The organism is Streptomyces sp. NPDC088766, assembly GCF_044750845.1.
Lineage (GTDB): Bacteria > Actinomycetota > Actinomycetes > Streptomycetales > Streptomycetaceae > Streptomyces.
The window spans coordinates 60,342-82,555 of sequence record NZ_JBIVKQ010000027.1 but is presented as its reverse complement, the minus strand read 5'-3'; the positions used below and the strand labels follow the sequence as shown (position 1 = coordinate 82,555).

Annotated in this window: 19 protein-coding genes; 6 read left to right on the top strand and 13 right to left on the bottom strand. The window is 72.2% G+C overall.

Annotated elements, in window-relative coordinates:
- Positions 1 to 123: 123 nt before the first annotated feature.
- The 9 genes from ACIP5W_RS29935 to ACIP5W_RS29895 form a co-directional block, all read right to left on the bottom strand.
- Complete coding sequence (locus ACIP5W_RS29935) at positions 124 to 1,140, bottom strand: asparaginase (protein WP_401480198.1); 1,017 nt, start codon at positions 1,138 to 1,140, stop codon at positions 124 to 126.
- 43 nt (positions 1,141 to 1,183) lie between these two features.
- On the bottom strand, positions 1,184 to 2,626 hold the full coding sequence (locus ACIP5W_RS29930; protein WP_401480196.1) for an amino acid permease: 1,443 nt from the start codon (positions 2,624 to 2,626) through the stop codon (positions 1,184 to 1,186).
- Positions 2,623 to 3,300 carry a FadR/GntR family transcriptional regulator gene (locus ACIP5W_RS29925; protein ID WP_401480256.1) on the bottom strand — a complete coding sequence of 226 codons (678 nt, stop codon included), beginning with the start codon at positions 3,298 to 3,300 and terminating at the stop codon, positions 2,623 to 2,625. Before ACIP5W_RS29925 ends, ACIP5W_RS29930 begins: the two co-directional genes overlap by 4 nt.
- Before the next feature lie 294 nt (positions 3,301 to 3,594).
- Complete coding sequence (locus tag ACIP5W_RS29920) at positions 3,595 to 4,431, bottom strand: undecaprenyl-diphosphate phosphatase (protein WP_401480194.1); 837 nt, start codon at positions 4,429 to 4,431, stop codon at positions 3,595 to 3,597.
- A 69-nt stretch (positions 4,432 to 4,500) separates the two neighbouring features.
- A complete protein-coding gene (gene crcB, locus ACIP5W_RS29915) occupies positions 4,501 to 4,875 on the bottom strand; it encodes a fluoride efflux transporter CrcB (RefSeq protein ID WP_401480192.1) in 375 nt (124 codons plus the stop codon).
- Positions 4,872 to 5,252, bottom strand: coding sequence for a DUF190 domain-containing protein (locus ACIP5W_RS29910; protein WP_401480190.1), 381 nt, complete (start codon positions 5,250 to 5,252; stop codon positions 4,872 to 4,874). The genes crcB and ACIP5W_RS29910 overlap by 4 nt, the downstream gene beginning before the upstream one ends.
- Entirely contained in the window at positions 5,249 to 5,704 is a 456-nt protein-coding gene (locus ACIP5W_RS29905; protein ID WP_401480187.1) for a fluoride efflux transporter FluC, read from the bottom strand. The genes ACIP5W_RS29910 and ACIP5W_RS29905 overlap by 4 nt, the downstream gene beginning before the upstream one ends.
- Positions 5,705 to 5,986: 282 nt before the next feature.
- Positions 5,987 to 7,546, bottom strand: coding sequence for an arabinogalactan endo-beta-1,4-galactanase (locus ACIP5W_RS29900; protein ID WP_401480184.1), 1,560 nt, complete (start codon positions 7,544 to 7,546; stop codon positions 5,987 to 5,989).
- Positions 7,547 to 7,649: 103 nt separating this feature from the next.
- Positions 7,650 to 9,671 carry a beta-galactosidase gene (locus ACIP5W_RS29895; RefSeq protein ID WP_401480181.1) on the bottom strand — a complete coding sequence of 674 codons (2,022 nt, stop codon included), beginning with the start codon at positions 9,669 to 9,671 and terminating at the stop codon, positions 7,650 to 7,652.
- 227 nt (positions 9,672 to 9,898) lie between these two features.
- Here ACIP5W_RS29895 and ACIP5W_RS29890 point away from each other — a divergent pair, with 227 nt between their 5' ends.
- The 6 genes from ACIP5W_RS29890 (at position 9,899) to ACIP5W_RS29865 (ending at position 15,242) form a co-directional block, all read left to right on the top strand.
- Positions 9,899 to 11,227 (top strand): ABC transporter substrate-binding protein, encoded by a 1,329-nt coding sequence (locus ACIP5W_RS29890; protein WP_401480178.1) that lies wholly within the window; start codon positions 9,899 to 9,901, stop codon positions 11,225 to 11,227.
- Positions 11,224 to 12,198, top strand: coding sequence for a carbohydrate ABC transporter permease (locus ACIP5W_RS29885; protein WP_401480175.1), 975 nt, complete (start codon positions 11,224 to 11,226; stop codon positions 12,196 to 12,198). The genes ACIP5W_RS29890 and ACIP5W_RS29885 overlap by 4 nt, the downstream gene beginning before the upstream one ends.
- Positions 12,195 to 13,100: a carbohydrate ABC transporter permease gene (locus ACIP5W_RS29880; protein ID WP_401480172.1), complete on the top strand. Its 906-nt coding sequence runs from the start codon at positions 12,195 to 12,197 to the stop codon at positions 13,098 to 13,100. The genes ACIP5W_RS29885 and ACIP5W_RS29880 overlap by 4 nt, the downstream gene beginning before the upstream one ends.
- Positions 13,097 to 14,128: a LacI family DNA-binding transcriptional regulator gene (locus ACIP5W_RS29875; RefSeq protein ID WP_401480169.1), complete on the top strand. Its 1,032-nt coding sequence runs from the start codon at positions 13,097 to 13,099 to the stop codon at positions 14,126 to 14,128. The genes ACIP5W_RS29880 and ACIP5W_RS29875 overlap by 4 nt, the downstream gene beginning before the upstream one ends.
- Before the next feature lie 275 nt (positions 14,129 to 14,403).
- Positions 14,404 to 14,757, top strand: coding sequence for a VOC family protein (locus ACIP5W_RS29870; protein ID WP_401480166.1), 354 nt, complete (start codon positions 14,404 to 14,406; stop codon positions 14,755 to 14,757).
- 95 nt (positions 14,758 to 14,852) lie between these two features.
- Positions 14,853 to 15,242, top strand: a complete 390-nt coding sequence (locus ACIP5W_RS29865; RefSeq protein ID WP_401480163.1) for a MarR family winged helix-turn-helix transcriptional regulator — start codon at positions 14,853 to 14,855, stop codon at positions 15,240 to 15,242.
- A 59-nt stretch (positions 15,243 to 15,301) separates the two neighbouring features.
- Here the strand turns inward: ACIP5W_RS29865 and ACIP5W_RS29860 are convergent, their stop codons facing one another.
- From ACIP5W_RS29860 to fxsT (ACIP5W_RS29845), 4 genes are all read right to left on the bottom strand, one after another.
- Positions 15,302 to 15,691 carry an SseB family protein gene (locus ACIP5W_RS29860; RefSeq protein ID WP_401480160.1) on the bottom strand — a complete coding sequence of 130 codons (390 nt, stop codon included), beginning with the start codon at positions 15,689 to 15,691 and terminating at the stop codon, positions 15,302 to 15,304.
- 171 nt (positions 15,692 to 15,862) lie between these two features.
- Positions 15,863 to 16,069 (bottom strand): hypothetical protein, encoded by a 207-nt coding sequence (locus ACIP5W_RS29855; RefSeq protein WP_401480157.1) that lies wholly within the window; start codon positions 16,067 to 16,069, stop codon positions 15,863 to 15,865.
- Positions 16,070 to 16,122: 53 nt separating this feature from the next.
- On the bottom strand, positions 16,123 to 19,053 hold the full coding sequence (fxsT, locus tag ACIP5W_RS29850) for an FxSxx-COOH system tetratricopeptide repeat protein (RefSeq protein ID WP_401480154.1): 2,931 nt from the start codon (positions 19,051 to 19,053) through the stop codon (positions 16,123 to 16,125).
- A 177-nt stretch (positions 19,054 to 19,230) separates the two neighbouring features.
- Positions 19,231 to 22,212 (bottom strand): FxSxx-COOH system tetratricopeptide repeat protein, encoded by a 2,982-nt coding sequence (fxsT, locus tag ACIP5W_RS29845; RefSeq protein WP_401480151.1) that lies wholly within the window; start codon positions 22,210 to 22,212, stop codon positions 19,231 to 19,233.
- Positions 22,213 to 22,214 lie beyond the last annotated feature (2 nt).

The following is a 22,214-nucleotide window of genomic DNA, read 5'->3' as shown; positions in this document are numbered from 1 at the left end:
CGGGGGGGGGGGGGGGGGGGCGGGGGGGGGGGGCGGGGGGGCCCCGGGGGGGGGGGGGGGGGGGCGCCCGGGGCGGGGGGGGCCCCGGGGGGGCGGCCCGGGGGGGGGGCCGGCGCCGGCGGCTCACGCGCGGGTCGGCTGAGCGACCGGGTCGAGGGCGCGAACCGTGCGGACGCTGCCGACGGGTCGGCCGCCGCCGAGGAGCGGCTCGCCGGCGAAGGGCGTGAGCAGCACGGGGTCGACGCCCGCCCGGGCGAGGGCGGCCGCGGTGACCGGGACGCGGGCCCGGTTCGCGCCGTCGGAGATCTTCACGGCGACGGCCCGGCCGTCGGGGAGCGCGGCGACCTCGACGCCCTCGAAGCCGTCCTTGGCCAGCAGACCGGGAACGGCCCGCATCAGGGCGGCGACGTCCCGGCCGGAGCCGGAGGCCATCTCGGGGTGCGCGCGCATCGCGTCCGCCACCCGCGCCTCGGGCGTGCCGGGCACGGCGGTGGTGACACGGGCGACGGCACGCGCCAGACCGCTCAGGGAGACGGAGAAGAGCGGCGCGCCGCACCCGTCGACGGTCACCCGGGCGATCCGCTGACCGGTGAGGTCCTCGACGATCTCGGCGATCGCCTGCTGGAGCGGGTGCCCGGGGTCGAGGTAGCCGTCGAGGGACCAGCCGTTGAGCTTGCAGGTGTACAGCATGGCCGCGTGCTTGCCGGAACAGTTCTGGGCGATGCGCGAGGGCGGGCGGCCCTGCCGTGTCCAGGTGTCGCGGACGACCGGGTCGTACGGCAGGTCCGTGACGTTGCGCAGATCGTCCTCGGTGACACCGGCCAGCTCGAGGATGCGCCGGGTGCCGGCGAGGTGACGTTCCTCGCCGGAGTGGCTGGCGGCGGCGAGCGAGAGCAGTTCGCCGTCGAGCGGGAGCCCGGCGCGCACCATGGCGACGGCCTGGACGGGCTTGAGGGCGGAGCGCGGGTAGAAGGCGACCTCGACGTCACCGAGCTGGAAGCCGACCTCGCCGTCCGTGCCGAGGACGACGACGGAGCCGTAGTGGACGCCCTCGGTCACCTCGCCGCGGACGAGGTGGGCGACGGGGGCGTGGAGGGGTTCGCGGATGGCGGGCGCGTCGGCGAGAGGACTGCTGTACATCACTGCCTGGTCACTGGTGGGTGGGCGGAGGCCGACGGCGGGTTCACGCGTCGGTCCCGGTGGACGGGGTGCGCACGCGGCGGACGCGGGTGGCGTACCAGCCGGCGACGAGCGCGGCGGCGATCAGCGGCAGGCACAGCACGGTGGTGCGTCCGGCGCCGCCGTCGGCGTACATGAGGACCAGGACGGAGGCGAGGAAGGCCAGCGTCACGAGTTCGGTCCAGGGGGAGCCCGGCAGCCGGTAGCCCGGGCGGGTCAGGTGGCCGTCCCGGGTCTTCTGCCAGAACAGCAGGTGGCAGATCATGATCATGCCCCAGGTGGCGAGGATGCCGAGCGCAGCGAAGTTCAGGACGATCTCGAACGCGTCGGCGGGGACCACGAAGTTGAGGCCGACGCCGAGGACGCAGACGCCGCTGGTGAGCAGGATGCCGCCGTAGGGGACCTGGGTGCGGCTCATCTTTCCGGTGAACCGCGGTGCCGAGCCGCTCACGGCCATGGAGCGCAGGATGCGGCCGGTGGAGTACAGGCCCGAGTTGAGGGAGGACATCGCCGCCGTGAGCACGACGAGGTTCATCACGCCGCCCGCGGCCGGGACGCCGATGTTGGACAGCACCGTGACGAAGGGGCTCTCGCCGGAGGTGTACTTGTTCCACGGCAGCAGCATCGACAGCAGGAGGACCGAGCCGACGTAGAACAGGCCCACGCGCCACATGATCGAGTTGATCGCCTTCGGCATGATCTGCTCGGGGTTCTCGGTCTCGCCGGCGGCGACGCCGACGAGTTCGACGGAGGCGTAGGCGAAGACGACGCCCTGGACGATCAGCAGCATGGGCAGCAGGCCGTTGGGGAAGATGCCGCCGTTGTCGGTGATCAGGGACGGGCCGGGGGTGGTGCCGTCGACCTGGTGCCGGGTGACCAGCAGGAAGATGCCGATGCACATGAAGATCACGAGCGCGCCGACCTTGACGATCGCGAACCAGAACTCCAGTTCGCCGAAGATCTTCACCGAGATGAGGTTCACCGTGAGGACCAGGGCCAGGGCGATCAGCGCGATCACCCACTGGGGTATGTCGGAGAACATGCCCCAGTAGTGGGTGTAGGTGGCCACCGCGGTGATGTCGGCGATGCCGGTGGTGGCCCAGTTCAGGAAGTACATCCAGCCCGCGGTGTAGGCGCCCTTCTCCCCCATGAACTCGCGGGCGTACGACACGAAGGCGCCGGAGGAGGGGCGGTACAGGACGAGTTCGCCGAGGGCGCGCACCACGAGGAAGGCGAAGACGCCGCAGACCGCGTAGGCGATGAAGAGGGAGGGGCCGGCGTCGGCGAGGCGGCCGCCGGCGCCGAGGAAGAGGCCGGTGCCGATGGCGCCGCCGATGGCGATCATGTTGACGTGCCGGTGTTTCAGGGACTTGCTGTAGCCCGCGTCTCCGGCGTCGACGTGACGGGTCGCGGGGCGCGTCCCGTCCTTGAGGTGCTGTTCGCTCAACGCTCGGGTCCGCCTTCCAGGGGGGAGTCGGTGCGCGAGGGGCGCACGATGTCGGTGAGGGTCGTCTCGACGCGGTCGAGGTGGTGGCTCATGGCCTCCAGCGCGTCGGACTCGGAACCGTCGATCAGCGCCTCGACGATGGCCCGGTGTTCGCGGTTGGACTGCTCGCGGCGCCCGCCCAGCTCGTTGAGGAAGGCCGACTGCCGCGCCAGCGCGTCGCGGATCTCCTCGATGACCCGGCGGAAGACCGGGTTCTGGGCGGCCTCGGCGACGGCGAGGTGGAAGAGGGTGTCCATCGCGACCCAGGCGGTGGTGTCGGTCTCCCGTTCCATCCGGTCCAGGAGGTGGGCCAGGTGGTCCAGGTTCTCCGGGGTGCGGCGGACGGCCGCGTACCCGGCGACCGGGATCTCGATGTGGCGGCGCACTTCGAGCAGGTCACTGGCCGCGTAGTCGCCGAAGGTGGGGTCCTCCACGGTGTTGGCGACGACGAAGGTGCCCTTGCCGGTCCGGGAGACCGTCAGGCCCATGGTCTGGAGGGCGCGCAGGGCCTCCCGCAGGACGGGCCGGGAGACCTCGAGGGTGCGGCACAGTTCCGCCTCGGAGGGGAGCTTGTCCCCGATGGCGTAGTGGCCGCGCTCGATGGCGCCGCGGAGGTGGGCGAGCACCGCTTCCATCGCACTGACGCGACGGGGTGCCGGGCCACCTGTCTGGCTGTCTGACAGGTTCACGGGAGTGATACTCCGGGTGGCCGGAGGCCGCTGTCAAGGCGGGTGAAAGGAAGAATTCAGCGAGCGTCCCGCGTGAAAGCGGGTTTCCCGCCGCCGCCCGGGTCGGGGGTCAGCGCCTCGGGCCCGGTTGCCGCTCCCGGCCGGCTGCCGGGCACCCCGGCCCCGGCAGCCGGCCCGGGCCCGTGTCGGGCACCGGTCCCGTGTCGGGCACCGGTCCCTTGCCGGCCGCCCGGCCGCGGGTCAGCTGTCGAGGACTCCCGTGGCCAGCAGGGCGAACAGCAGCACGCCCACGACGATCCGGTAGATCACGAACGCGTTGAAGGAGTGCTTGGCGACGAACCTCAGCAGCCAGGCGATGGAGGCGTAGGCGACCACGAAGGACACGGCGGTGCCGACGGCCAGCGGCGCCGCACCCGCCCCGGTGCCCAGGGCGTCCTTCACCTCGTACAGGCCGGCGCCGGTGAGGGCCGGGATGCCGAGGAAGAACGACAGCCGGGTGGCGGCGACCCGGTCCAGGTCGAGCATCAGCGCGGTCGACATGGTGGCGCCGGAACGGGAGAAGCCGGGGAAGAGCAGTGCCAGGATCTGGGAGCTCCCGACCAGCATGGCGTCCTTGAACGAGATGTCGTCCTCGCCCCGCTTGTGCCGGCCCGTCCGGTCGGCCACCCACATCACGCCGCTGCCGGCGACGAGCGAGCCCGCGACCACCCAGAGCGAGGCCAGAGATCCTTCGATGAGCGGTTTCGCGGCCAGGCCGACGACGACGATCGGGATCGTCGCCCAGATCACCCACCAGGCGAACTTGTAGTCGTGGTGATGCCGTTCGCCCTTGTGGGCGAGGCCGCGGAACCAGGCGGAGACGATCCGCGCGATGTCCTTGCGGAAGTACACGAGGACCGCGGCGATCGCGCCGACCTGGATGACGGCGGAGAACCCGACGACCGCGTCGTCGTCGACCGGGATGCCCATCAGGCCCTCGGTGATCTTCAGATGTCCGGTGGAGGAGACGGGGAGGAACTCGGTCACTCCCTCGACGGCTCCGAGGACGACGGCCTGACCGACGGAGATGGCGCTCATGGGATCCAGTTCTGCGGGTGGGTCGACGGTGCGGTGCACAGTCCTACCAGCCGTGGGTGTGTTTCCCGGTCATGACCACACCGTCTGCGCGATCCACACCCCCGCGAAGGCGGCCCCGACGCCCGCCGCCACACTGGCGACGACGTTCGCGGCGGCGTGCAGTGCCGCCCCGGTCTCGCTCAGCCGCAGCGTCTCGTAGGAGAAGGTGGAGTAGGTGGTCAGGGCCCCGCAGAAGCCGGTGCCCAGGAGAAGCCGCAGGTGGGGGTCGGCCACCCCGGCGACGCCGGCACCGGTCACCAGGCCGAGGACGGCGCAGCCGACGACGTTGACGACGAAGGTGCCCCAGGGGAACAGCGAGTCGTGCCGGGCCTGCACCGCGCGGTCGGTCAGGTACCGCAGGGGCGCGCCGGCCATGCCTCCGGCGACGACGAGCAGCCAGTTCACGACGACCTCTTACCTTTGCCGTCCGTTTCGCCCCGGTTCGGGGTGCGGCCGGCGTACCTGATGACCTCGCACGGGTCGAGGACGACGAGCCCCTCGGTGACCAGTTCGTCGAGCTGCGGCAGGAAGGCCCGTACGCGTTCCTCCGTGTCGACGACGACGACGGCGACCGGGAGGTCCTCGCTGAGGGAGAGCAGGCGCGAGGTGTGGATCAGCGAGGAGGCGCCGAAGCCCTCGATGCCGCGGAAGACGCTGGCACCCGCCAGGCCCGCCGCATGGGCCCGGTGCACGATCTCGGTGTAGAGGGGCTTGTGGTGCCAGGTGTCGTTCTCGCCGACGAGGACGGTCACGCGCAGGGCACTGCCGGTGAGTCTCGTCATCGCTGCCTCCGGGTCAGGACGCGGCGCGTCGCGGTGGCCGCGAGCCACACCGCCGTGAGCGCCGCGAGGGGGGTCGCCGCCAGGCAGGCCAGCGCCGTACGGGGGTGCCCCGTGTCGAACAGGCGCTGGAGGTCGACGGCGTAGGTGGAGAAGGTGGTGAACCCGCCGAGCACGCCGGTGCCGAAGAAGGGGCGCACGAGCCGGTGCACGGTCAGCGCCTCGGTGATCAGCACCAGGAACACGCCGATCACGGCGCAGCCGACGACATTGACCCAGAAGGTCGTCCACGGGAACCCGCCGGCCGTCGAGGGCCACCACAGCGAGGCCGCGTAGCGGGCGGTGGCGCCCAGCCCGCCGCCGGCCGCGACCACGGCGACCACCGGCAGCTGCCCCGCCCCGGCGGACCGGCGCGCGGCGCTGCTGCGGAGGCTCTCGGTCTCCGGGGCCGTCATGTCGTACGTCTCCTGGCTCGCTCCCCGGTCGCCCCGGCTCGCGGGGTGATCACGGCTGGTCAACAGGGTAACGCCGAACATTCGACGCGGGCGGCCCGCGGCCGGCGTCCGAGGGCCCTCTGCGCGCCGCCCGCCGGCCCTTGTCGAACATGCGGGCCACTTCGGCGGTGCGCGTCCCGTCGCGCCGGTGGCAGGTGCGGCGCCGGGTCCGCCTGGCGCGCGGGGGTCCGGCCGCCGGGTCGCGGCCGGGCCCCCGCCGTCACGGGGTGGGGTGATCGCGGGTCAGCGGTGGGCGAACCACGCCGTCGAGGACAGCGCCCGGTCGTCGTAGCCGAACAGGGCCTGGTTCTCCCAGCCGTTGCCGGAAGCGGCGTCGGCCGGGTCCCAGCCGTTGCCGTTCACGGCGGTCCAGGTCGCCTCCCAGTAGAAGATGCCGAGACCGCGGCCGTTGGGGACGGCCTCCACGATGCCGGCCACGGCGTTCATCCAGGCCAGCTGTCCGGCCGGGGTCGCCGGGTAGCCGGAGACCAGTTCGCTCGGCAGGTCGATGATGTTCTCGTGCGAGTCCTTGCTGTCGAGGCGGAACGGGTAGGCGGTCTCGGCGACGAAGACCGGCTTGCCGTAGCGGGAGGCCGCGTCGTCCAGCGTGGTCTGGAAGTCGGCGAGGGTGCCGTGCCAGTAGCCGTAGTAGGACAGGCCGATGGCGTCGAACTTCACGCCGTTGGAGACCGCGCTGTCGAACCACCAGCGGGTGCCCGCCAGGTCACCGCCCTTGGCGAGGTGCAGGGCGACCGGGGTGGCGGAGTTGACCGCCTTGACGGCGTCGTAGCCCGAGTTGAGCAGTCCGGCGAGCTGGCCCCAGTTGTCGGTGGAGCCCTCGCTCCACAGCATGCCGCCGTTGATCTCGTTGCCCACCTGGACCATGTCGGCGGTGGTGCCCTGGGCCTTGAGCGCGTTGAGCACGTCGTGGGTGTGGTTGTACACGTCCGTCTTGAGCCGGCTGTACGAGTGCCCCGCCCAGGCACCGGGCTTGCTCTGGGCGCCCGGGTCCGCCCAGATGTCCGAGTAGTGGAAGTCGACCAGGAGCTTCTGGCCGGCGGCCTTGACCCGCTTGGCCGTGGCGAGCACGCGCGCCTTGTTGTTGTAGCCGTCGGCGGGGTCGACCCACACCTTCAGGCGCGCGTAGTTCATGCCGGCGTTCTTCAGGATGGTGACCGGGTCGCCGGTCGTGCCGGACGCGGTCCTGTACACACCGCCCTTGGCCTCGCTCTTGGCGAGGGACGATATGTCGGCGCCCTTGATCGACAGCCCGGCCGTGCCGGAGGTGAGGGTCAGGTCGTCGACATTGATCCAGTTGCCGGCGTTCGCGTCACTGTTGACGCTGATCGTGCACTGGTTGTTCGTCACGTTGACCGGGACGACGATACGGATCCATCCGCTCGCCGAGACCGGCAGGTCGGTGCGCTGCTCGGCGCCGCCGCAGTTCTTCAGGGCCATGTAGGCCGACTTCTGGCCGCCTCCGGAGCGCACCCAGGCGGTGAGCTTGTAGGCGCCGTTGGCCAGCCCGGACAGGTACTGGTACGTCTCCACCTTGTAGGCGGCGGACGCCCAGTGGCTGAGGCGGTAGCCGCCGCCGTGCCCGCCGGACTCGGTGAACGAGGCACCGGTGTCGCCGTACTCGGACCAGCCGCCGGGTACGGCCGCCCCGGCGCCGTCGGCCTCGAAGCCCGCGTTGGTGAGCGTGGCGGCCGCCTGTGCGGTCTGCGCCGGCAGGGCGGTGAGTGCGAGCCCCGCGGTGAGCGGGAGCAGCAGGGCTCTGAGTGTGCGTCTGGGATGGAACATCTTCGTCCGTCGTCCCTTCGACGTGATGGGGATGGGTCTCCCTCGGGGTGAGGGACCCCCTCCGCCCGCGGCTCGCGGCTCCACGGGCGGAGGGGGAGTCGGCTCAGCCGTCGAGTCGTACGACCCGTACGGCTCCCGCCGGGACCGCGAGGCGGCCGGCGGCGCGTTCGCCCGTGAGCAGCTCGGTGCCGGACGCCTCCAGCGGCACCTTGGCGTCGGTGGCGGTGTGGTTGACCGCGAAGAGGTAACTGCCGCTCCCGCCCGAGCGGCGCACGACCTCGACGTCACGGGGCAGGTCGGCGCGCGGGGCGACGCGGGCGTCCTCGGCGGCCCGGCCCAGCAGGGCGTCCAGGCCGTCGGCGCCGAGTCGGGTGGAGACGTACCAGGCGGTGCCCTCGCCGAGGCGGTGCCGGGTGACGGCCGGGCGGCCGGCGGTGAGGCCGTCGGCGTAGGTCCAGACGGTCTCGGCTCCGCGCGGCTCGACGAACTCGGTCCACACGTCGCCGCTCAGTTCCGCCCCGTCCGGGCCGGTGATCCGGACTCGCTCGCCCCGGAGCAGCGGGGAGAACTCCTCGACGGTGAGGCCGAGGACGTCGCGCAGGGCGCCCGGGTAGGGGCCCTCGTGCACGGCGTCGTGCTGGTCGACGATGCCGGAGAAGTACGACACGACGAGCGTGCCGCCGCCTTCGACGTACTCCCGGAGGTTGTTCCCGGCCGCTTCCGTCATCAGGTACAGGGCGGGTACCACGACCAGCGGATACGTCGAGAGGTCGGCCTCGGGGTGGGCGAAGTCGACGGTGAGGTGGCGGTCGTAGAGGGCCTCGTAGAAGGCGTCGGCGCGCTCGCGCGCGTCGTGGTCCTCGCTGGGGCGCCAGTCGAGGTTCTGCGCCCACCAGGAGTGCCAGTCCCACAGGACGGCGACGTCGGCCTCGGTGCGGGTGCCCCGGACCGGGTTCAGGGAGTCCAGGGCGGCGCCGAGTTCGACGACCTCGCGCCACACGCGGGTGTCGGTGCCGCCGTGCGGGACCATCGAGGAGTGGAACTTCTCGGCGCCGCGCCGGGACTGCCGCCACTGGAAGAACATGGCGCCCTCGGAGCCGCGGGCCACGTGGCCGAGGGAGTTGCGGGCCATCTGGCCGGGGGCCTTGGCCGGGTTGCGGGGCTGCCAGTTGATGCCCGAGGTGGAGTGCTCCAGGAGGATCCAGGGGGCGCCGCCGGCGACGGAGCGGGTGAGGTCGGCGGCCATCGCCAGGTTGACGTGGGTGCGGCGGCCGTCGGTGATCAGGTAGTGGTCGTTGGTGACGATGTCGACCTCGCGGCCCCAGGCCCAGTAGTCGACCGAGTCGCACTGGCTGAGCGCGGTCATGAAGTTGGTCGTGACGGGGACGCCGGGCGCGAGGCGGTGCAGGATGTCGCGCTCCGTACGGAAGTTCTCGCGCATGGTGGCGTCGGCGAAGCGCCGGTAGTCGAGCGCCTGGCCGGGGTTGCCGACGGTCGGGGTGGTGCGCGGCGGGTTGATGTCGCCGAAGGCCGCGTAGCGCTGGCCCCAGAAGGCGGTGCCCCAGGCCTCGTTGACCGCGTCGACGGTGCCGTACGTCGTCTCCAGCCAGCGGCGGAAGTGGGCGGCGCAGGACTCGCAGTAGCAGGCCGAGACGGGGACGCCGTACTCGTTGTGGACGTGCCACATCGCGAGTGCCGGGTGGTCGCCGTAGCGCTCGGCGAGCCGGGTGGTGATGTTCGCCGCGGCCGCTCGGTAGTCGGCGTTGCTGTGGCAGATCGCCGCGCGCGAGCCGAACTCGTAGCGGACGCCGTCGGCGGTGACGGGCAGGGCCTCGGGGTGCGCGCGGTAGAACCAGACGGGCGGGGCCACGGTGGGCGTGCCCAGGTCGACGCGGATGCCGTTCTCGTGGAGCAGGCCGATGATCCGGTCGAGCCAGCCGAAGTCGTACTCCCCCGGCGCGGGTTCCAGGAGCGCCCAGGAGAAGATCCCGACGCTCACCATGGTGACGCCCGCCTCGCGCATGAGCCGGACGTCCTCCTGCCAGACGCTTTCCGGCCACTGCTCGGGGTTGTAGTCCCCACCGAAGGCGAGCCTGGTGAGGCCCTTGGGGGTGGTCTCCGGCATGGATTTCTCCCGATTGATCGATCATTTGGGAACGTGCACACACGTTTTCGGCGGTGCGAGCCCAACATAACCGCACAGCAACAACCATTGACAAGTGTCCGGGATGTTTCTCTACTGTGAACGCTCACAGAAACATGGCAGGGCCTCGCGACGGGCGAGGACACCGGTTCATGTGACGCATGGCAGGTTTCCGCAGCGGGCGGGAACCCAGGTCAGGGGAGAAACCCATGCCCAACACCCAGCGCCGGCGGCTCTTCGAGGTCGCAGCGTCCGCCGTCGCCGTCGCGCTCGGCGCCACCGCACTCGCCGCCTGCGGCTCGTCCGACGACGACGGCGGGGCCCGGTCGGGGCCGGTCTCGCTCACGTACTGGACGTGGACGCCCGGCATGGACAAGGTCGTGGACCTGTGGAACAAGGGGCCGGGCAAGAAGGAGCAGATCACCGTCACGGTGAAGAAGCAGGCCTCCGGCGACACACTGGTCACCAAGATCCTCACCGCGCACAAGGCGGGCAAGGCCCCCGACCTGGTCCAGGCCGAGTACCAGGCGCTGCCGACGCTGGTCAGCAACGACGCACTGGCGGACATAGCGAAGAACGTCGGCGACGCGAAGAGCAAGTTCGCCGACGGCGTCTGGCAGCAGACGACGCTGGGCACGGACGCGGTCTACGCGGTGCCGCAGGACATCGGCCCGATGATGTTCTACTACCGCGAGGACCTGTTCGAGAAGTACGGCCTGACCGTCCCCACCACCTGGGAGCAGTTCGCCGAGACCGCCCGCGCGCTGAAGAAGAAGGCTCCCGACACGGACCTGACCACCTTCTCGGCCAACGACTCCGGACTCTTCGCGGGCCTCGCCCAGCAGGCCGGCGCCAAGTGGTGGACCACCGCCGGCGACAAGTGGCAGGTCGGCATCAACGACGCGGCCACCAAGAAGGTCGCCGACTTCTGGGGCGGCCTCGTCAAGGAGGGCGCCGTCGACAACCAGCCGATGTACACCCCGGCCTGGAACAAGGCGCTCAACACCGGCAAGCAGATCGCCTGGGTCAGCGCCGTGTGGGCACCGGGCACCCTGACCACCGCCGCCCCGGACACCAAGGGCAAGTGGGCCATGGCCCCGCTCCCCCAGTGGTCGCAGACCGACGACGTCACCGGCAGCTGGGGCGGTTCGTCCACCGCCGTCACGACGGACTCCGGCAACAAGGAGGCCGCCGCGAAGTTCGCCGCCTGGCTGAACACCGACGGTGACGCGCTCAACGCGCTGGCCAAGGAGAGCGGCATCTACCCGGCCTCCAGCTCCGCCCAGCTCAGCGGCGCCTTCATCAACCCGCCGGAGTACTTCTCGAACCAGGCGGACTTCTACACCACCGCCGCGAAGATCGCGAAGACCACGGCTCCCTCCGCCTGGGGCCCGAACGTGAACGTCGCCTACACGACCTTCAAGGACGCCTTCGGCGCCGCCGCGAAGAACAAGTCGGACTTCTCCGCCGCCCTGGACAAGATGCAGGCGGACACCGTCGCCGACATGAAGAAGCAGGGCTTCGAGGTCTCCGAGTGACCAGCGCGCACCGGACGTCGTACGGGGTCGAGGAAGCCCCGTACGTCCCCCCGTCCCCCGCCACCACCCGCGACCGGACGCGTAGCGCCCCCTACTTCTTCCTCCTCCCCGCGACCGTCCTCTTCACCCTGTTCTTCGCGCTGCCCATCGGGTACGCGCTCTGGCTCAGCTTCCGCAAGGTGAAGGTGTCCGGCCTCGGCCTGGGCTCCGGCGCCCGCAAGGAGGTCTGGGCCGGCCTGGAGAACTACACCGACGCCTTCACCGACAGCGAGCTGCTGAACGGCGCGCTGCGCGTGCTCGGTTACGGCTGCATCGTCGTCCCGGTGATGCTGGGCCTCGCCCTGGTCTTCGCGCTGATGCTCGACTCGGACAAGGTGCGGCTGGCCCCGTTCACCCGCCTCGCGATCTTCCTGCCGTACGCCGTCCCCGGCGTGGTGGCGGCGCTGCTGTGGGGCTTCCTGTACCTGCCGGACGTCAGCCCGTTCTACTTCGTGCTGGACCGGCTGGGCCTGCCGCAGCCGGACCTGCTGGACGGCGGCCCGCTGTATCTCGCCCTGTCGAACATCGCGGTGTGGGGCGGCACCGGCTTCAACATGATCGTCATCTACACCTCGCTCCGGGCCGTCCCGGCCGAGGTGTACGAGGCGGCCAGGCTGGACGGCGCCACCCCGCTGCAGATCGCGCTCCGGATCAAGATCCCGATGGTGGCGCCCTCGCTGGTGCTGACCTTCTTCTTCTCGATCATCGCGACACTCCAGGTGTTCAACGAGCCGACGACCCTCAAACCGCTCACCAACTCCGTTTCCACGACGTGGAGTCCGCTGATGAAGGTGTACCGGGACGCGTTCGGCACCGGTGACATCCACGCGGCGGCCGCCCAGGCCGTGATCATCGCCGTCGCCACGCTGCTGCTGTCCTTCGGCTTCCTGCGGGCCGCGAACCGTCGCAACAAGCAGGGGGCAGCCCAGTGAGTTCTCTCGCCGTCCACAAGGCCCCGTCGGCGGCCGGCAGCACGGGCGCCGACCGCGGCCGACCGCCGCTGCGCCGCCGTATCGCCCTGGTCCCCACGATCACGCTGCTGCTGGGCGCGCTGTACTGCCTGCTGCCGGTGGCGTGGGTGGTCATCGCCTCCACCAAGTCGGGCAGCGAACTCTTCTCCACCTTCACGTTCCTGCCGGGCAGTGGCTTCATCGACAACATCGAGGACCTGAACGCCTACCGCGACGGCGTCTACTGGAAGTGGATGGGCAACTCCGCCCTCTACGCCGGTCTCGGCGCCCTGCTGTCGACGTGCGTGTCCGCGTTCAGCGGCTACGCGCTGGCGACGTACCGCTTCCGCGGTCGCGAGACGATGTTCAACGTCCTGCTGGCAGGCGTGCTGATGCCGCCGATCATCCTGGCCGTCCCGCAGTACCTGCTGCTGGCCAAGGCCGATCTCACGGACTCCTACTGGTCCGTGCTGCTGCCGCAGATCCTCTCCCCCTACGGCGTCTACCTCTCCCGCATCTACGCGGCCGCGGCCGTGCCGGCCGACGTGGTGGAGGCCGGCCGGATGGACGGGGCGAGCGAGTGGCGGATCTTCACCCGGATCGCGCTGCCGATGATGATCCCCGGCATGGTGACGGTGTTCCTGTTCCAGTTCGTCGCCGTGTGGAACAACTTCCTGCTGCCGTACATCATGCTCAGCGACGACGAGAAGTTCCCGATCACGCTCGGTCTGTTCACGCTGCTGGAGCAGGGCGCCAACTCTCCGGCCCTGTACACGCTGGTGATCACCGGCGCGTTCCTCGCGGTGCTTCCGCTGGTCGCACTGTTCCTGGTCGTTCAGCGGTTCTGGAGCCTGGACCTGCTGTCCGGGGCCGTAAAGTCATGACCATGAGCAACACCGGGGGCAGGCGCAAGCCGCCGACCATCCACGACGTGGCACGCGAGGCGGGAGTCTCACGAGGGACCGTCTCGCGCGTGCTCAACGGCGGCCACTACGTCAGCCCGGCCGCCCAGCAGGCGGTCGACGCCGCCATCCGCAGGACGGGTTACGTCGTGAACCGGCACGCCCGCTCCCTGATCACGGGCCGCTCCGACTCCGTCGGCTTCCTGCTGACGGAGCCTCAGGAGCGGTTCTTCGAGGACCCCAACTTCAACGTCCTGCTGCGGGGCTGCACCCAGGCACTGGCCGCGCACGACTTCCCCCTGCTGCTGATGCTGGCCGGGACCGACGACGAGCGGCGGCGCATCACCCGCTACATCACCGCCGGGCACGTGGACGGGGTGCTGCTGGTGTCCAGCCACTCCGGGGACCCGGTCGCCACCGAGCTGCGCGAGGCGGGCGTGCCGCTCGTCGCCTGCGGCAAACCGATCGGGATCGGGTCGAAGGTCAGCTACGTGGCCGCCGACGACCGCGACGGCGCCCGGGACATGGTGCGTCACCTGCTCGACCGGGGCCGGCGCCGGATCGGTGTGGTCACGGGCCCGCTGGACACCCCCGGTGGTGTGGAGCGGCTCGCCGGCTACAAGGAGGTGCTCACCGAGGCGGGCATCGGGGTCGACGAGCGGCTGGTCGTGTCCGGGGACTACAGCCGGGCCAGCGGTGAGGCGGGCGCCGAGCGGCTGCTGGCGCAGGCCCCCGACCTGGACGCGGTGTTCGTCGCGTCCGACCTGATGGCACAGGGTGTGCTGGCCGCGCTGCGGCAGGCGGGCCGCCGGGTGCCGGAGGACGTCGCGGTCGGCGGCTTCGACGACTCCCCCGCGGCCACCTCCTCCACCCCCGCGCTCACCACGATCCGCCAGCCCTGGGACCGGATCAGCAGCGAGATGGTCCGCGTCCTCCTCGCACAGATCGGCGGCGAGGACCCGGCCGCGGTCATCCTTCCGACGGAACTGGTCACGCGCGAGTCGACGTGAGGGCGGACGGGACCGGGTGCCGACGGGGCAGAGAGACGCACGTGGCGGCGGCCTCACGGGGCCGGTCCACTCGGGTGCCGTAGCGGTGGCGGGCGCGCGGGCCGGGGCGTGTGCGTGCCCCGGAGGACCGGCGGGGCGAGCCGGGCACGGGTTTGTGCGTGCCGCGTTCGGCCGTCGGCCGGCCGGGACCGAAGAAGCGCCCGGTGCGGCCCTCGCCTAGCGTGGGAGCACCGACGGTGTCCGTCGGTCCCCCACCTCAGCGAGGAGCGTGCGCGATGAAGACCGGCCTGCAGACCGTCATCTACCCCGTCAAGGACCTCGACCGGGCGAAGGCCCTGTTCCGGGCGCTACTCGAGGTCGAGCCCTACGCCGACGAGAGCTACTACGTCGGTTTCAGGTCGGCGGGGCAGGACGTCGGGCTCGACCCCAACGGCCACGCCAAAGGCATGACCGGCCCCGTGCCGTACTGGCACGTCGCCGACATCCGGACGCGGCTGGCGGCGCTGGTGGAGGCGGGGGCGGAGGTGCTCCAGGACGTGCAGGACGTCGGCGGTGGCAAGCTGATCGCCTTCGTGAAGGACGCCGACGGGAACCTCGTCGGGCTGACCCAGGACCCGGCGGCCTCCTGAGCCCTCGTCCCGCCTCCCGTGCAGGTCCGTGATCCCCTTGCACCCGCACTAGTTGCACAGTAAACAAACTGGGTTCTCGGTGTTACCGTGCAGGTATGGCAGCGAAGACGGCCGGAACGGACCTCGAGGACCGGTGGCGGGACATTCTGTCGGTGCACGCGCGGACGACGTGCGAGATCGACCGCGTACTGCATCCGCACGGTCTCGGGGCGAGCGACTTCGAGGTGCTCGACATCCTGGCCACCGAGGCCCCCCGGCCGGGCGACCAGTGCCGGGTGCAGAGCCTCGTCGGACGCGTCCATCTGAGCCAGAGCGCGCTCTCGCGCCTCATAGGGCGCCTGGAGAAGGACGGTCTGGTGGAGCGTTCCGTCTGCGCGGAGGACCGGCGCGGGGTGTGGGTCGCCCTCACCCCCGAGGGCCGGGCCCTGCACGACGAAGTGCTGCCGCTCCAGCGCGCGGTGCTGACCCGCATGCTGGCCGGCTGAGCCCGGCGCGGCGGGCGGGCGTGGCGCCCCCGGGGCCGGCGGCCGGGTGACGACCGGGCTCAGCGGGCCAGCAGGGTGCGCACCCCCTCCGAGGTGAGGGTCAGCGGGTGGTCGCCCGCGGCGTCGATGGAGAGCGACAGCTCACCCTCCGGCCACTGGTGGGCCAGTGCGCCGAGGGGCACCAGGCGGTAGCGGTCCACCCCCGGGAGCAGGTCGACCATCTCGGGTTCGGAGGTGAAGACCGGGACGACGGGCGTCGTGCCCGGCTGCTCCAGGACGGGCAGGGCCAGCATGCTGGGATCGGTCACGTCCTCGTCGGTGGCGTCCTCGGGCACCGGCACCAGGACGTCGCAGTGCGCGAGGGTGTCCAGTGCGGTCGTGTCGCCGGTGTCCCTGGCCAGCGCGTCCAGCGCCCGCGCGGCGGCGGTGTCGTGGGCGGGTGTCTCCATGGCAACTCCCCGGGTAGCGGTGATTGGCGGGTCCGGCCACGCGTACCCAATCCGCCGGCGGGCAATCGGGTTCTCGGCCGCCCGCCTCGTCCTGCCCGCCGTCCGCCTGCACGGTGCGGGAGGCCACCTCCGCTTCGCGGGACGCCGCCCCTACGGTGCGCGGTGCCGCCGCTACGGCGTGTGGCGCCGGGCCGACTCGTTGTCCTGGGCCATGCGGCGCAGCGCCGTCAGGACCGGCTCCAGCAGGACGGTCAGCAGCAGGGCCCGTTCGGCGGTCTCCAACGGGTCGGTGAGGCCGTCGAGCCGGTCGAGGTCGAGGACGGCGATCCGTTCGGCGAGCCGGGCGCAGGCCGGCAGGGTGTGCCGGTCCACGGGCACGCCGAGCGAGTGCAGCGAGGTCAGGGTCTCGGCGAGAAAGGCGCGAGGGCGCGTCAGACCGGCTGACCCTCGAAGTCCCAGTAGGGGCGGGCGCCGGAACGCATGTACCGGGTCTGGGGGTGGTCCGCGCCGTGGGTGACGGCGAGGGCCGCCAGCGCCCCGCGTTCGCGCGCGTCCGCCTCCTCGGTCTCCCCCAGCAGGCGCAGGTCCTGGGCGAGCCCGGCCTCCAGGTTGACGGCCAGCACGTGTCCGGCGCCGACGGCGGCCACCGCCCGCTCCAGCGCGTCCCGGCCCAGTTCCACCGCGGCCCGGGGATCGCCGGCGGCGGCCAGTGCCGACGCGCCGTTCATCGCGCAGCCCACCGCCCACACGTGGCCGCGCCCCACCGCCGCCTCCAGTTCGCGCGTCGACCTCACGGCCAGGTCCCGGGCGGCTTCGGCCTCCCCGTCGTCCAGGAGCAGGATCGCGCGGTTGTTGCGGGCGCCGATCGCGTACGGGTGCTGCTCGCCCAGCTTGTGCGCGTAGGCCTCGGCAGTGGACTCGACCAGCTCGCGGGCCCGGCCGCGGTGGCCGAGCGCCCGCAGCAGCATCGCGTAGTCGAGGGAGACCAGCAGGACGTCGGGGTGGTCGACGCCGCTGAGCAGGATCAGCCGCCGGCGCACCTCCCGCATCGTCTCCAGCGCCGCCTCCAGTTCGCCGTCCCGGCGTCGGCACAGGGCCAGGTTGTGTTCGGCGAGCAGGGTCTGGCGGTGGTCCTCGTCGAGGGTGCGGCGCAGCAGGTGCACGTTGTACTCCTGGAGGCTGCGGGCCTCACCGAGGCGGCCCAGCAGGCGCAGCATCCGGGCGGTGCAGCTGCCCGACTGGAGGGTGCGGCGCTCCCGTGAACCGAGCAGCGCCACCCTGCGGTCGTACACCTCGCGGTGCAGGGCGCAGGATTCGGCGTAGTGCCCCTGGAGCCCGAGGGCCAGGGCGAGGTTGGTGCGGAACTGCAGGGTCTGCGGTTCGTACCGCTCGCCGCGCTCCGCCGCGTCGCGCGCCGCCTCCTCGTAGAGGGCGCGGGCCTCGTCGTAGCGGCCGCGGGCCATGAGGGTGCCGCCGAGGCCGTCCTTGGCGCGCAGCAGTTCGGCGCCGGTGGCCCCCGTGGAGTCCAGGAGGGCGAGCATGGCCCGGCCGGCGTCCTCCGCCTCCGCGTACCGGCCGAGGCCGCGCAGCATCCGGGCCTCCTGGTCGGCGGCGGCCAGGGCGCCGCCGTCGGTCGCCCCGGAGGCGGACCGCAGGCTGTTCAGGACGCGCCGGGTCAGCAGCAGGCCGCCCTGGTACTCGCCGCGCACCCGGAGGTACTCGATGCAGTTCAGCAGGAGCCGGCGTACGTCGCCGTCCTCGGAGTCGACGGCGCCCGAGGGGTCGAGGTGCGGCAGGAGTTCGGCGTAGCGCTGCCAGTGTGCGGGGTTGCCGGGTTCGCCGGGGTCGGAGTCGACCAGGACGCGGGCCGCCGTGGCCGCGTAGAGCCGCTCGGTGTCCGGGGCGAGGCCGGCGCGGACGAAGTGGCGGAAACTGCGGTGCATGCGCAGGGAGACGACGCTGACGAGGTCCTGCCGGGAGTCGGTGTCGTACTCCACGCGCAGCGAGGTGAGTTCGGAGACGGTGAGCAGGGCGGCGTCCCAGCCGCCGGGCTCGGTGGCCAGCCCGGCCAGGCGCGGGGGCAGGCCGCTGGGGCGGGCCGAGCGCAGCAGCCGCACCGGCAGGGTGTCGGGGTTGAAGAAGGTCAGCAGCAACAGCAGGGCGTGCGCCGAGGGCGAGCGGTCCTCGAGGGAGCGCAGGGTCCTCGCCCAGACGAGCCGGTGGGCGGGCGGGACGTCGGGGGCGGGGGCCGGTCCGTGCGGGTCGCCCTCTTTGAGCGCGGTCAGGTACTGGGTGATGTCGGCGGCGGGGTGGGCGTCGATCCAGGCGGCGCTCTGGTCGAGGAGGAGCGGGAGACCGCCGACGAGGTCGGCGAGTTCCCCCGCCTGCCGCTCGCTCATCTGCGGGGCCCGCCGGCAGGCGAAGGCGACGCTTTCCTCGCGGTCGAAGGGGGGCAGTGCGCGGGCGACGGCGCCGTGCCGGGTCCAGGCGTCGGTCTGGGCGGTGATGAGCACCTGGCCGCGTCCCTGGGGCAGCAGCGGGGCGATCTCGTCGACGTCCTCCGCCCCGTCGAAGATCACCAGCCAGCGGCCCTCGTCGTGCGCGAACGCCCGCTGCAACGTCTCGATCTGGCCGGTGAGCTGGTCCCCCTCGCCGAGCCCGACCAGCCGGGCCAGCGCCGCGAACCCCTCGCGGGCGGCCGCCTTCGTCGCGGCGGGCACCCACCAGATGAGGTCGTGCTCGCCGGCGAACCGCCGGGCGTACTCGGTGGCGGTCTGGCTCTTGCCGACGCCGGGCGGACCGTGCAGCAGCACCCGGCGGCCCCGGCCGTTGCCGGAGGTGAGGACGTCGTGCACCTCGTCCAGGAGGTCCTCGCGGCCGGTGAACCGCGGGTTGCGGCGCGGCGCGTTGGTCACCGCGGGCGGGTCCTCGGGGTAGCGGGGTCCTTCGCCGGGGCGGCGGTAGGGCCGGCGCGGGACCAGGCCGACCTTGCCCAGCACCCGGCGCCTGGCCTCTTCCGGTCCCACCCCGCGCAGGGTCACCGCGCCGAGGCTGACGGCCTCGTCGGGCAGCGCGCGGGTGGTGACGGTGACGGCCCCCACCCGGTCGCGCAGCCGGGGCATCACATGGTGGAGCACCTGCGCCCATTCGCGGTTGCGTCCGGTGTCGAACCGCAGGTACCAGTCGTCCAGGACCAGCAGGACGCGTCCCGGCCGGCCGAAGAAGTCGAGGAGTTCACCGACTTCGGGCAGCCGGCTCAGCGGCGACCAGCGCAACTCGTTGACGGCGCAGCCCTCCTGGGCCAGCACCCAGGAGATCCACTGGGCCCAGCCGTTGCTCACACCGGCGTAGACGAGGGACACGGGAGAGGGGGGAGACGAAGAGGACGAGGGGGACGGGGAGGAAGGAGGGGAAGGGGACGGCCCTGCGCTCATGGGCGGGCTCCTGGGGACGTCGGCGAGTGCTGCGGCTCGTATCCCATTGTGCGTCAGGTCGCCTTTGTCCAGCGGTGGTTGTGCGTCCGTCACCTAGGAGAGGCTCTAGAGCGGCTGGGGTTCGAAGTCCCAGTACGGCCGGACCCGCCGCTGTGCGTCCCGGGTGTGCGGATGCTCCGGGCCCAGGGTGCCGGCGAGCTGCCGTACGGCGTCCCGTTCGAAGCCCGCCGCCTGCGGGGCACGGCCCAGGGCGCGCAGGTCGTCGGCGAGCGCCATCTTGGCCGACAGGGTGAGCGGGTGGGCGGGGCCGAGCACCCTGATCGAGCGGACGAGGGTGTCGTGGCTGGCCTCGTGCGCGCCCTCCACGTCGTAGGCGCGGCTGCGGGCGGCGCTCACGTTCAGGGCGCAGCCCAGCGTCCAGGGGTGGTCGCGGCCCACCGCGGCGGTCATCTCCCGGTGCGCGGTCTCGGCGTACCGCAGGGCGGCGTCGTGGTCGCCCGCGTGGCCGAGGGCCATGCCCGCGTTGGCGCGGGTGCCGATGCTGTACGGGTGGTGGCGGCCCAGGAGGCGGGCGTACCGTTCGGCCACGGACTCGGCGTACTTGACGGCCGAGCCGAGGTCGCCGTGCTCGCGCTGGAAGGTGGCGTAGTCGGCCTCCGCCACGAGGGTCTCGGGATGGTTGGGGCCGAGCACCTGGGCGGCGCGGAAGGCGGCCGAGGAGAGCCGTTCCCTCGCCTCCTCGTAGTCGCCGGCGCGACGGCGGCACAGGCCCAGCTGGTGGTCGGCCATGATCGACTGGGGATGGCGGTCGTCGGTGATCTGGCGCAGGGTGCGGACGATCTGCTCCAGGCGCGAGGCGGCCTCCGGGTAGTCGCCGAGCAGCCGGATCAGACGGGCGTAGACGGCTCCGGAGTGCAGGGTGAGGTGGTGACGGGAGCGCAGCCGGCGCTGGCGTACCTGGAGGACCTCGCGGTGCACCTCGCGGGCCTCGGGGTAACGGCCGAGCAGCATCAGGGCGAGGCCCAGGTTGTGCCGGGCGGCCAGGGTCGGCGGGGCCTCGGTGCCGAACTGCTCGGCGAACCGCGCCGCCGCCTCCGTGAACAGTTCGCGGGCCTGGGTGAACTGCCCGAGCGCGAGGAGCGTGCTGCCGAGTCCGTCCTTGGCCCGCAGCAGGTCGGGATGGTCGGCGGGTCTGTCGGCGGTGAGCCGGCGCACCACGGTCCGGCCGAGCTCCTCGGCCTCCCGGTAGTGCCCCGCCTGGCGCAGGATGCTGCCGCGCTTGTACTGCAGGGACAGCAGGGCGCCGTGCGAGGGTTCGAGGGTGCGCTGCCAGTGCGCCAGCACCTCGTCGCCGAGCTTCAGCCCGCTGCGGTACTCGCCCCGCACCCGCAGGTACTCGACGCAGTTGAGCACCAGTTCGTGCATGGCCGGGCGGGGGTTGCCGAAGGCGCCGGCGAACTCCAGGTGCGGGATGAGCCGGGCGTAGCGGCCCCAGTCACGGGTGTCGGCGGGCCGCCGCGGGTCGGCGCTGATCAGCACCTGGCAGGCCATGTCGGAGTACAGCTTCGCCTCGTCCGGGTCGAGTGCCTCGCGCAGGAACCGGTGGTAGAGCCGGTGCATGCGGACCTGTTCGACGGCCGGGTTCTCCGCCGGGTCCTGCTGGTAGTCGAGGCGTACGGCCGTGTACTCCGACAGCCGGCGCAGCGCCAGGTGCCAGGCGCGCGGGTCCCTGACCAGTTCGTCGAGGTCGGGGTGGAGGTCCTTGTAGTGGACCCCGGTGAGCAGCCGGACCGGGATCTCGTTGGGTGAGAAGAACGCCAGGAGGCTGAGCAGCATCGCGGCCCGGTGGTGCCGCTCGCGCAGGGTGTTGAGGGTGATGGTCCAGGCGGTCCGGAAACCCTTGGGGTAGCTGGACTCGATCTGGATGCCGGGTTCGGAGGTGGCGTGCAGCTGCCGGATGTACTCCGCCACGGGCAGGTCGTTGGCGTCCAGCCAGGCGGCGGTCTGCGCCAGCAGCAGCGGGAGGTCCTCGACGGCCGAGGCCAGGGCGTCCGCCTCGCCCGCGGTGACCCGGGGGGCGCGCCGGCGGACGAAGGCGACGCTCTCCAGGCGGGAGAAGGGGCGGACGTCGACCTCGCGGACGCCGGGAGCGCCGGACCAGGCCCCGGTGGTCGCCGTGAGCAGGACGTGGCCGTGGCCCTCGGGGAGCAGGTCGGCGAGCTGTGTCGCGTCGTCGGCGCCGTCGAAGACGAGCAGCCGGCGCCGGCTGCTCTCGTCGGAGCGCATGGCCTCCTGGACGGCCCGGATGCGCTCGCCGATGCGTTCGCCGACGGGAAGGCCGAGGCGGGGGGCGAGCGCGGCGAGGCGCTCACGGGCGTTGGCCCGGTGGGTGGCGTCGATCCACCAGATGACGTCGTAGTCGTTGCCGAAGCGGTGGGCGTACTCCATGGCGATCTGCGTCTTGCCCGTGCCGGTGACGCCGTACAGGACGAGCCGGGACGCGGCTGCTTCGTGTTCCGCGTCCGCGTTCAGGAGGGCGTGGATGTGCTCCAGTTCGGCGTCGCGGCCGGTGAAGCGCCGGTTGCGGCGGGGGACGTCGAGGATCTCCGGCGGCTCGTTGGGGAAGCGGGGGGCGTTCGTGGGCGGCGGGACGGCCGGCCGCGCCGGGTCGATCGCGAGCCTGCGCAGCAGCCGTCGTACGGCCTCGTGCTGGTCCAGGTCGTGCAGATCGACGGGGTGGAGCAGGGCGACGGAGTCCGGCACCTCCTGGGTGGCCAGCGAGACCGCGGCGATCCGGTCGGCGTCCGGCGGCACCAGTTCCGACAGGGCGCGCTGCCAGTCCTCCTCGGCTATGGGGCCGAGCTTGAAGTACCAGTTGTCGAGCACCAGCAGGATGCGGCCCTCGACGGCGAGGAGCGCGCGGAACTCCTCCTCGAACGGGACGTCCACCCGCGGGTTCCAGCGCACCGCCGTCGCGCGCAGGCCGCGGGCGCGCAGCTGATGCACGATCCAGGACGCCCACGGCCGGTTGAATCCGGCGTAACTGACGGTGACGTGCTCGCCGACCGGCAGGCTGTCGTTTCCCATAC

Coding starts and splice junctions, on each gene's coding strand:
- ACIP5W_RS29865 (WP_401480163.1), top strand. CDS start 14,853: ATGGCAGCGAAGACGGCCGGAACGGACCTCGAGGACCGGTGGCGGGAC.
- ACIP5W_RS29910 (WP_401480190.1), bottom strand. CDS start 5,252: ATGACGAGACTCACCGGCAGTGCCCTGCGCGTGACCGTCCTCGTCGGC.
- ACIP5W_RS29920 (WP_401480194.1), bottom strand. CDS start 4,431: ATGAGCGCCATCTCCGTCGGTCAGGCCGTCGTCCTCGGAGCCGTCGAG.
- ACIP5W_RS29875 (WP_401480169.1), top strand. CDS start 13,097: ATGACCATGAGCAACACCGGGGGCAGGCGCAAGCCGCCGACCATCCAC.
- ACIP5W_RS29900 (WP_401480184.1), bottom strand. CDS start 7,546: ATGTTCCATCCCAGACGCACACTCAGAGCCCTGCTGCTCCCGCTCACC.
- ACIP5W_RS29890 (WP_401480178.1), top strand. CDS start 9,899: ATGCCCAACACCCAGCGCCGGCGGCTCTTCGAGGTCGCAGCGTCCGCC.
- ACIP5W_RS29935 (WP_401480198.1), bottom strand. CDS start 1,140: ATGTACAGCAGTCCTCTCGCCGACGCGCCCGCCATCCGCGAACCCCTC.
- ACIP5W_RS29870 (WP_401480166.1), top strand. CDS start 14,404: ATGAAGACCGGCCTGCAGACCGTCATCTACCCCGTCAAGGACCTCGAC.
- ACIP5W_RS29895 (WP_401480181.1), bottom strand. CDS start 9,671: ATGCCGGAGACCACCCCCAAGGGCCTCACCAGGCTCGCCTTCGGTGGG.
- ACIP5W_RS29860 (WP_401480160.1), bottom strand. CDS start 15,691: ATGGAGACACCCGCCCACGACACCGCCGCCGCGCGGGCGCTGGACGCG.
- ACIP5W_RS29905 (WP_401480187.1), bottom strand. CDS start 5,704: ATGACGGCCCCGGAGACCGAGAGCCTCCGCAGCAGCGCCGCGCGCCGG.
- ACIP5W_RS29925 (WP_401480256.1), bottom strand. CDS start 3,300: ATGGAAGCGGTGCTCGCCCACCTCCGCGGCGCCATCGAGCGCGGCCAC.
- fxsT (WP_401480151.1), bottom strand. CDS start 22,212: ATGGGAAACGACAGCCTGCCGGTCGGCGAGCACGTCACCGTCAGTTAC.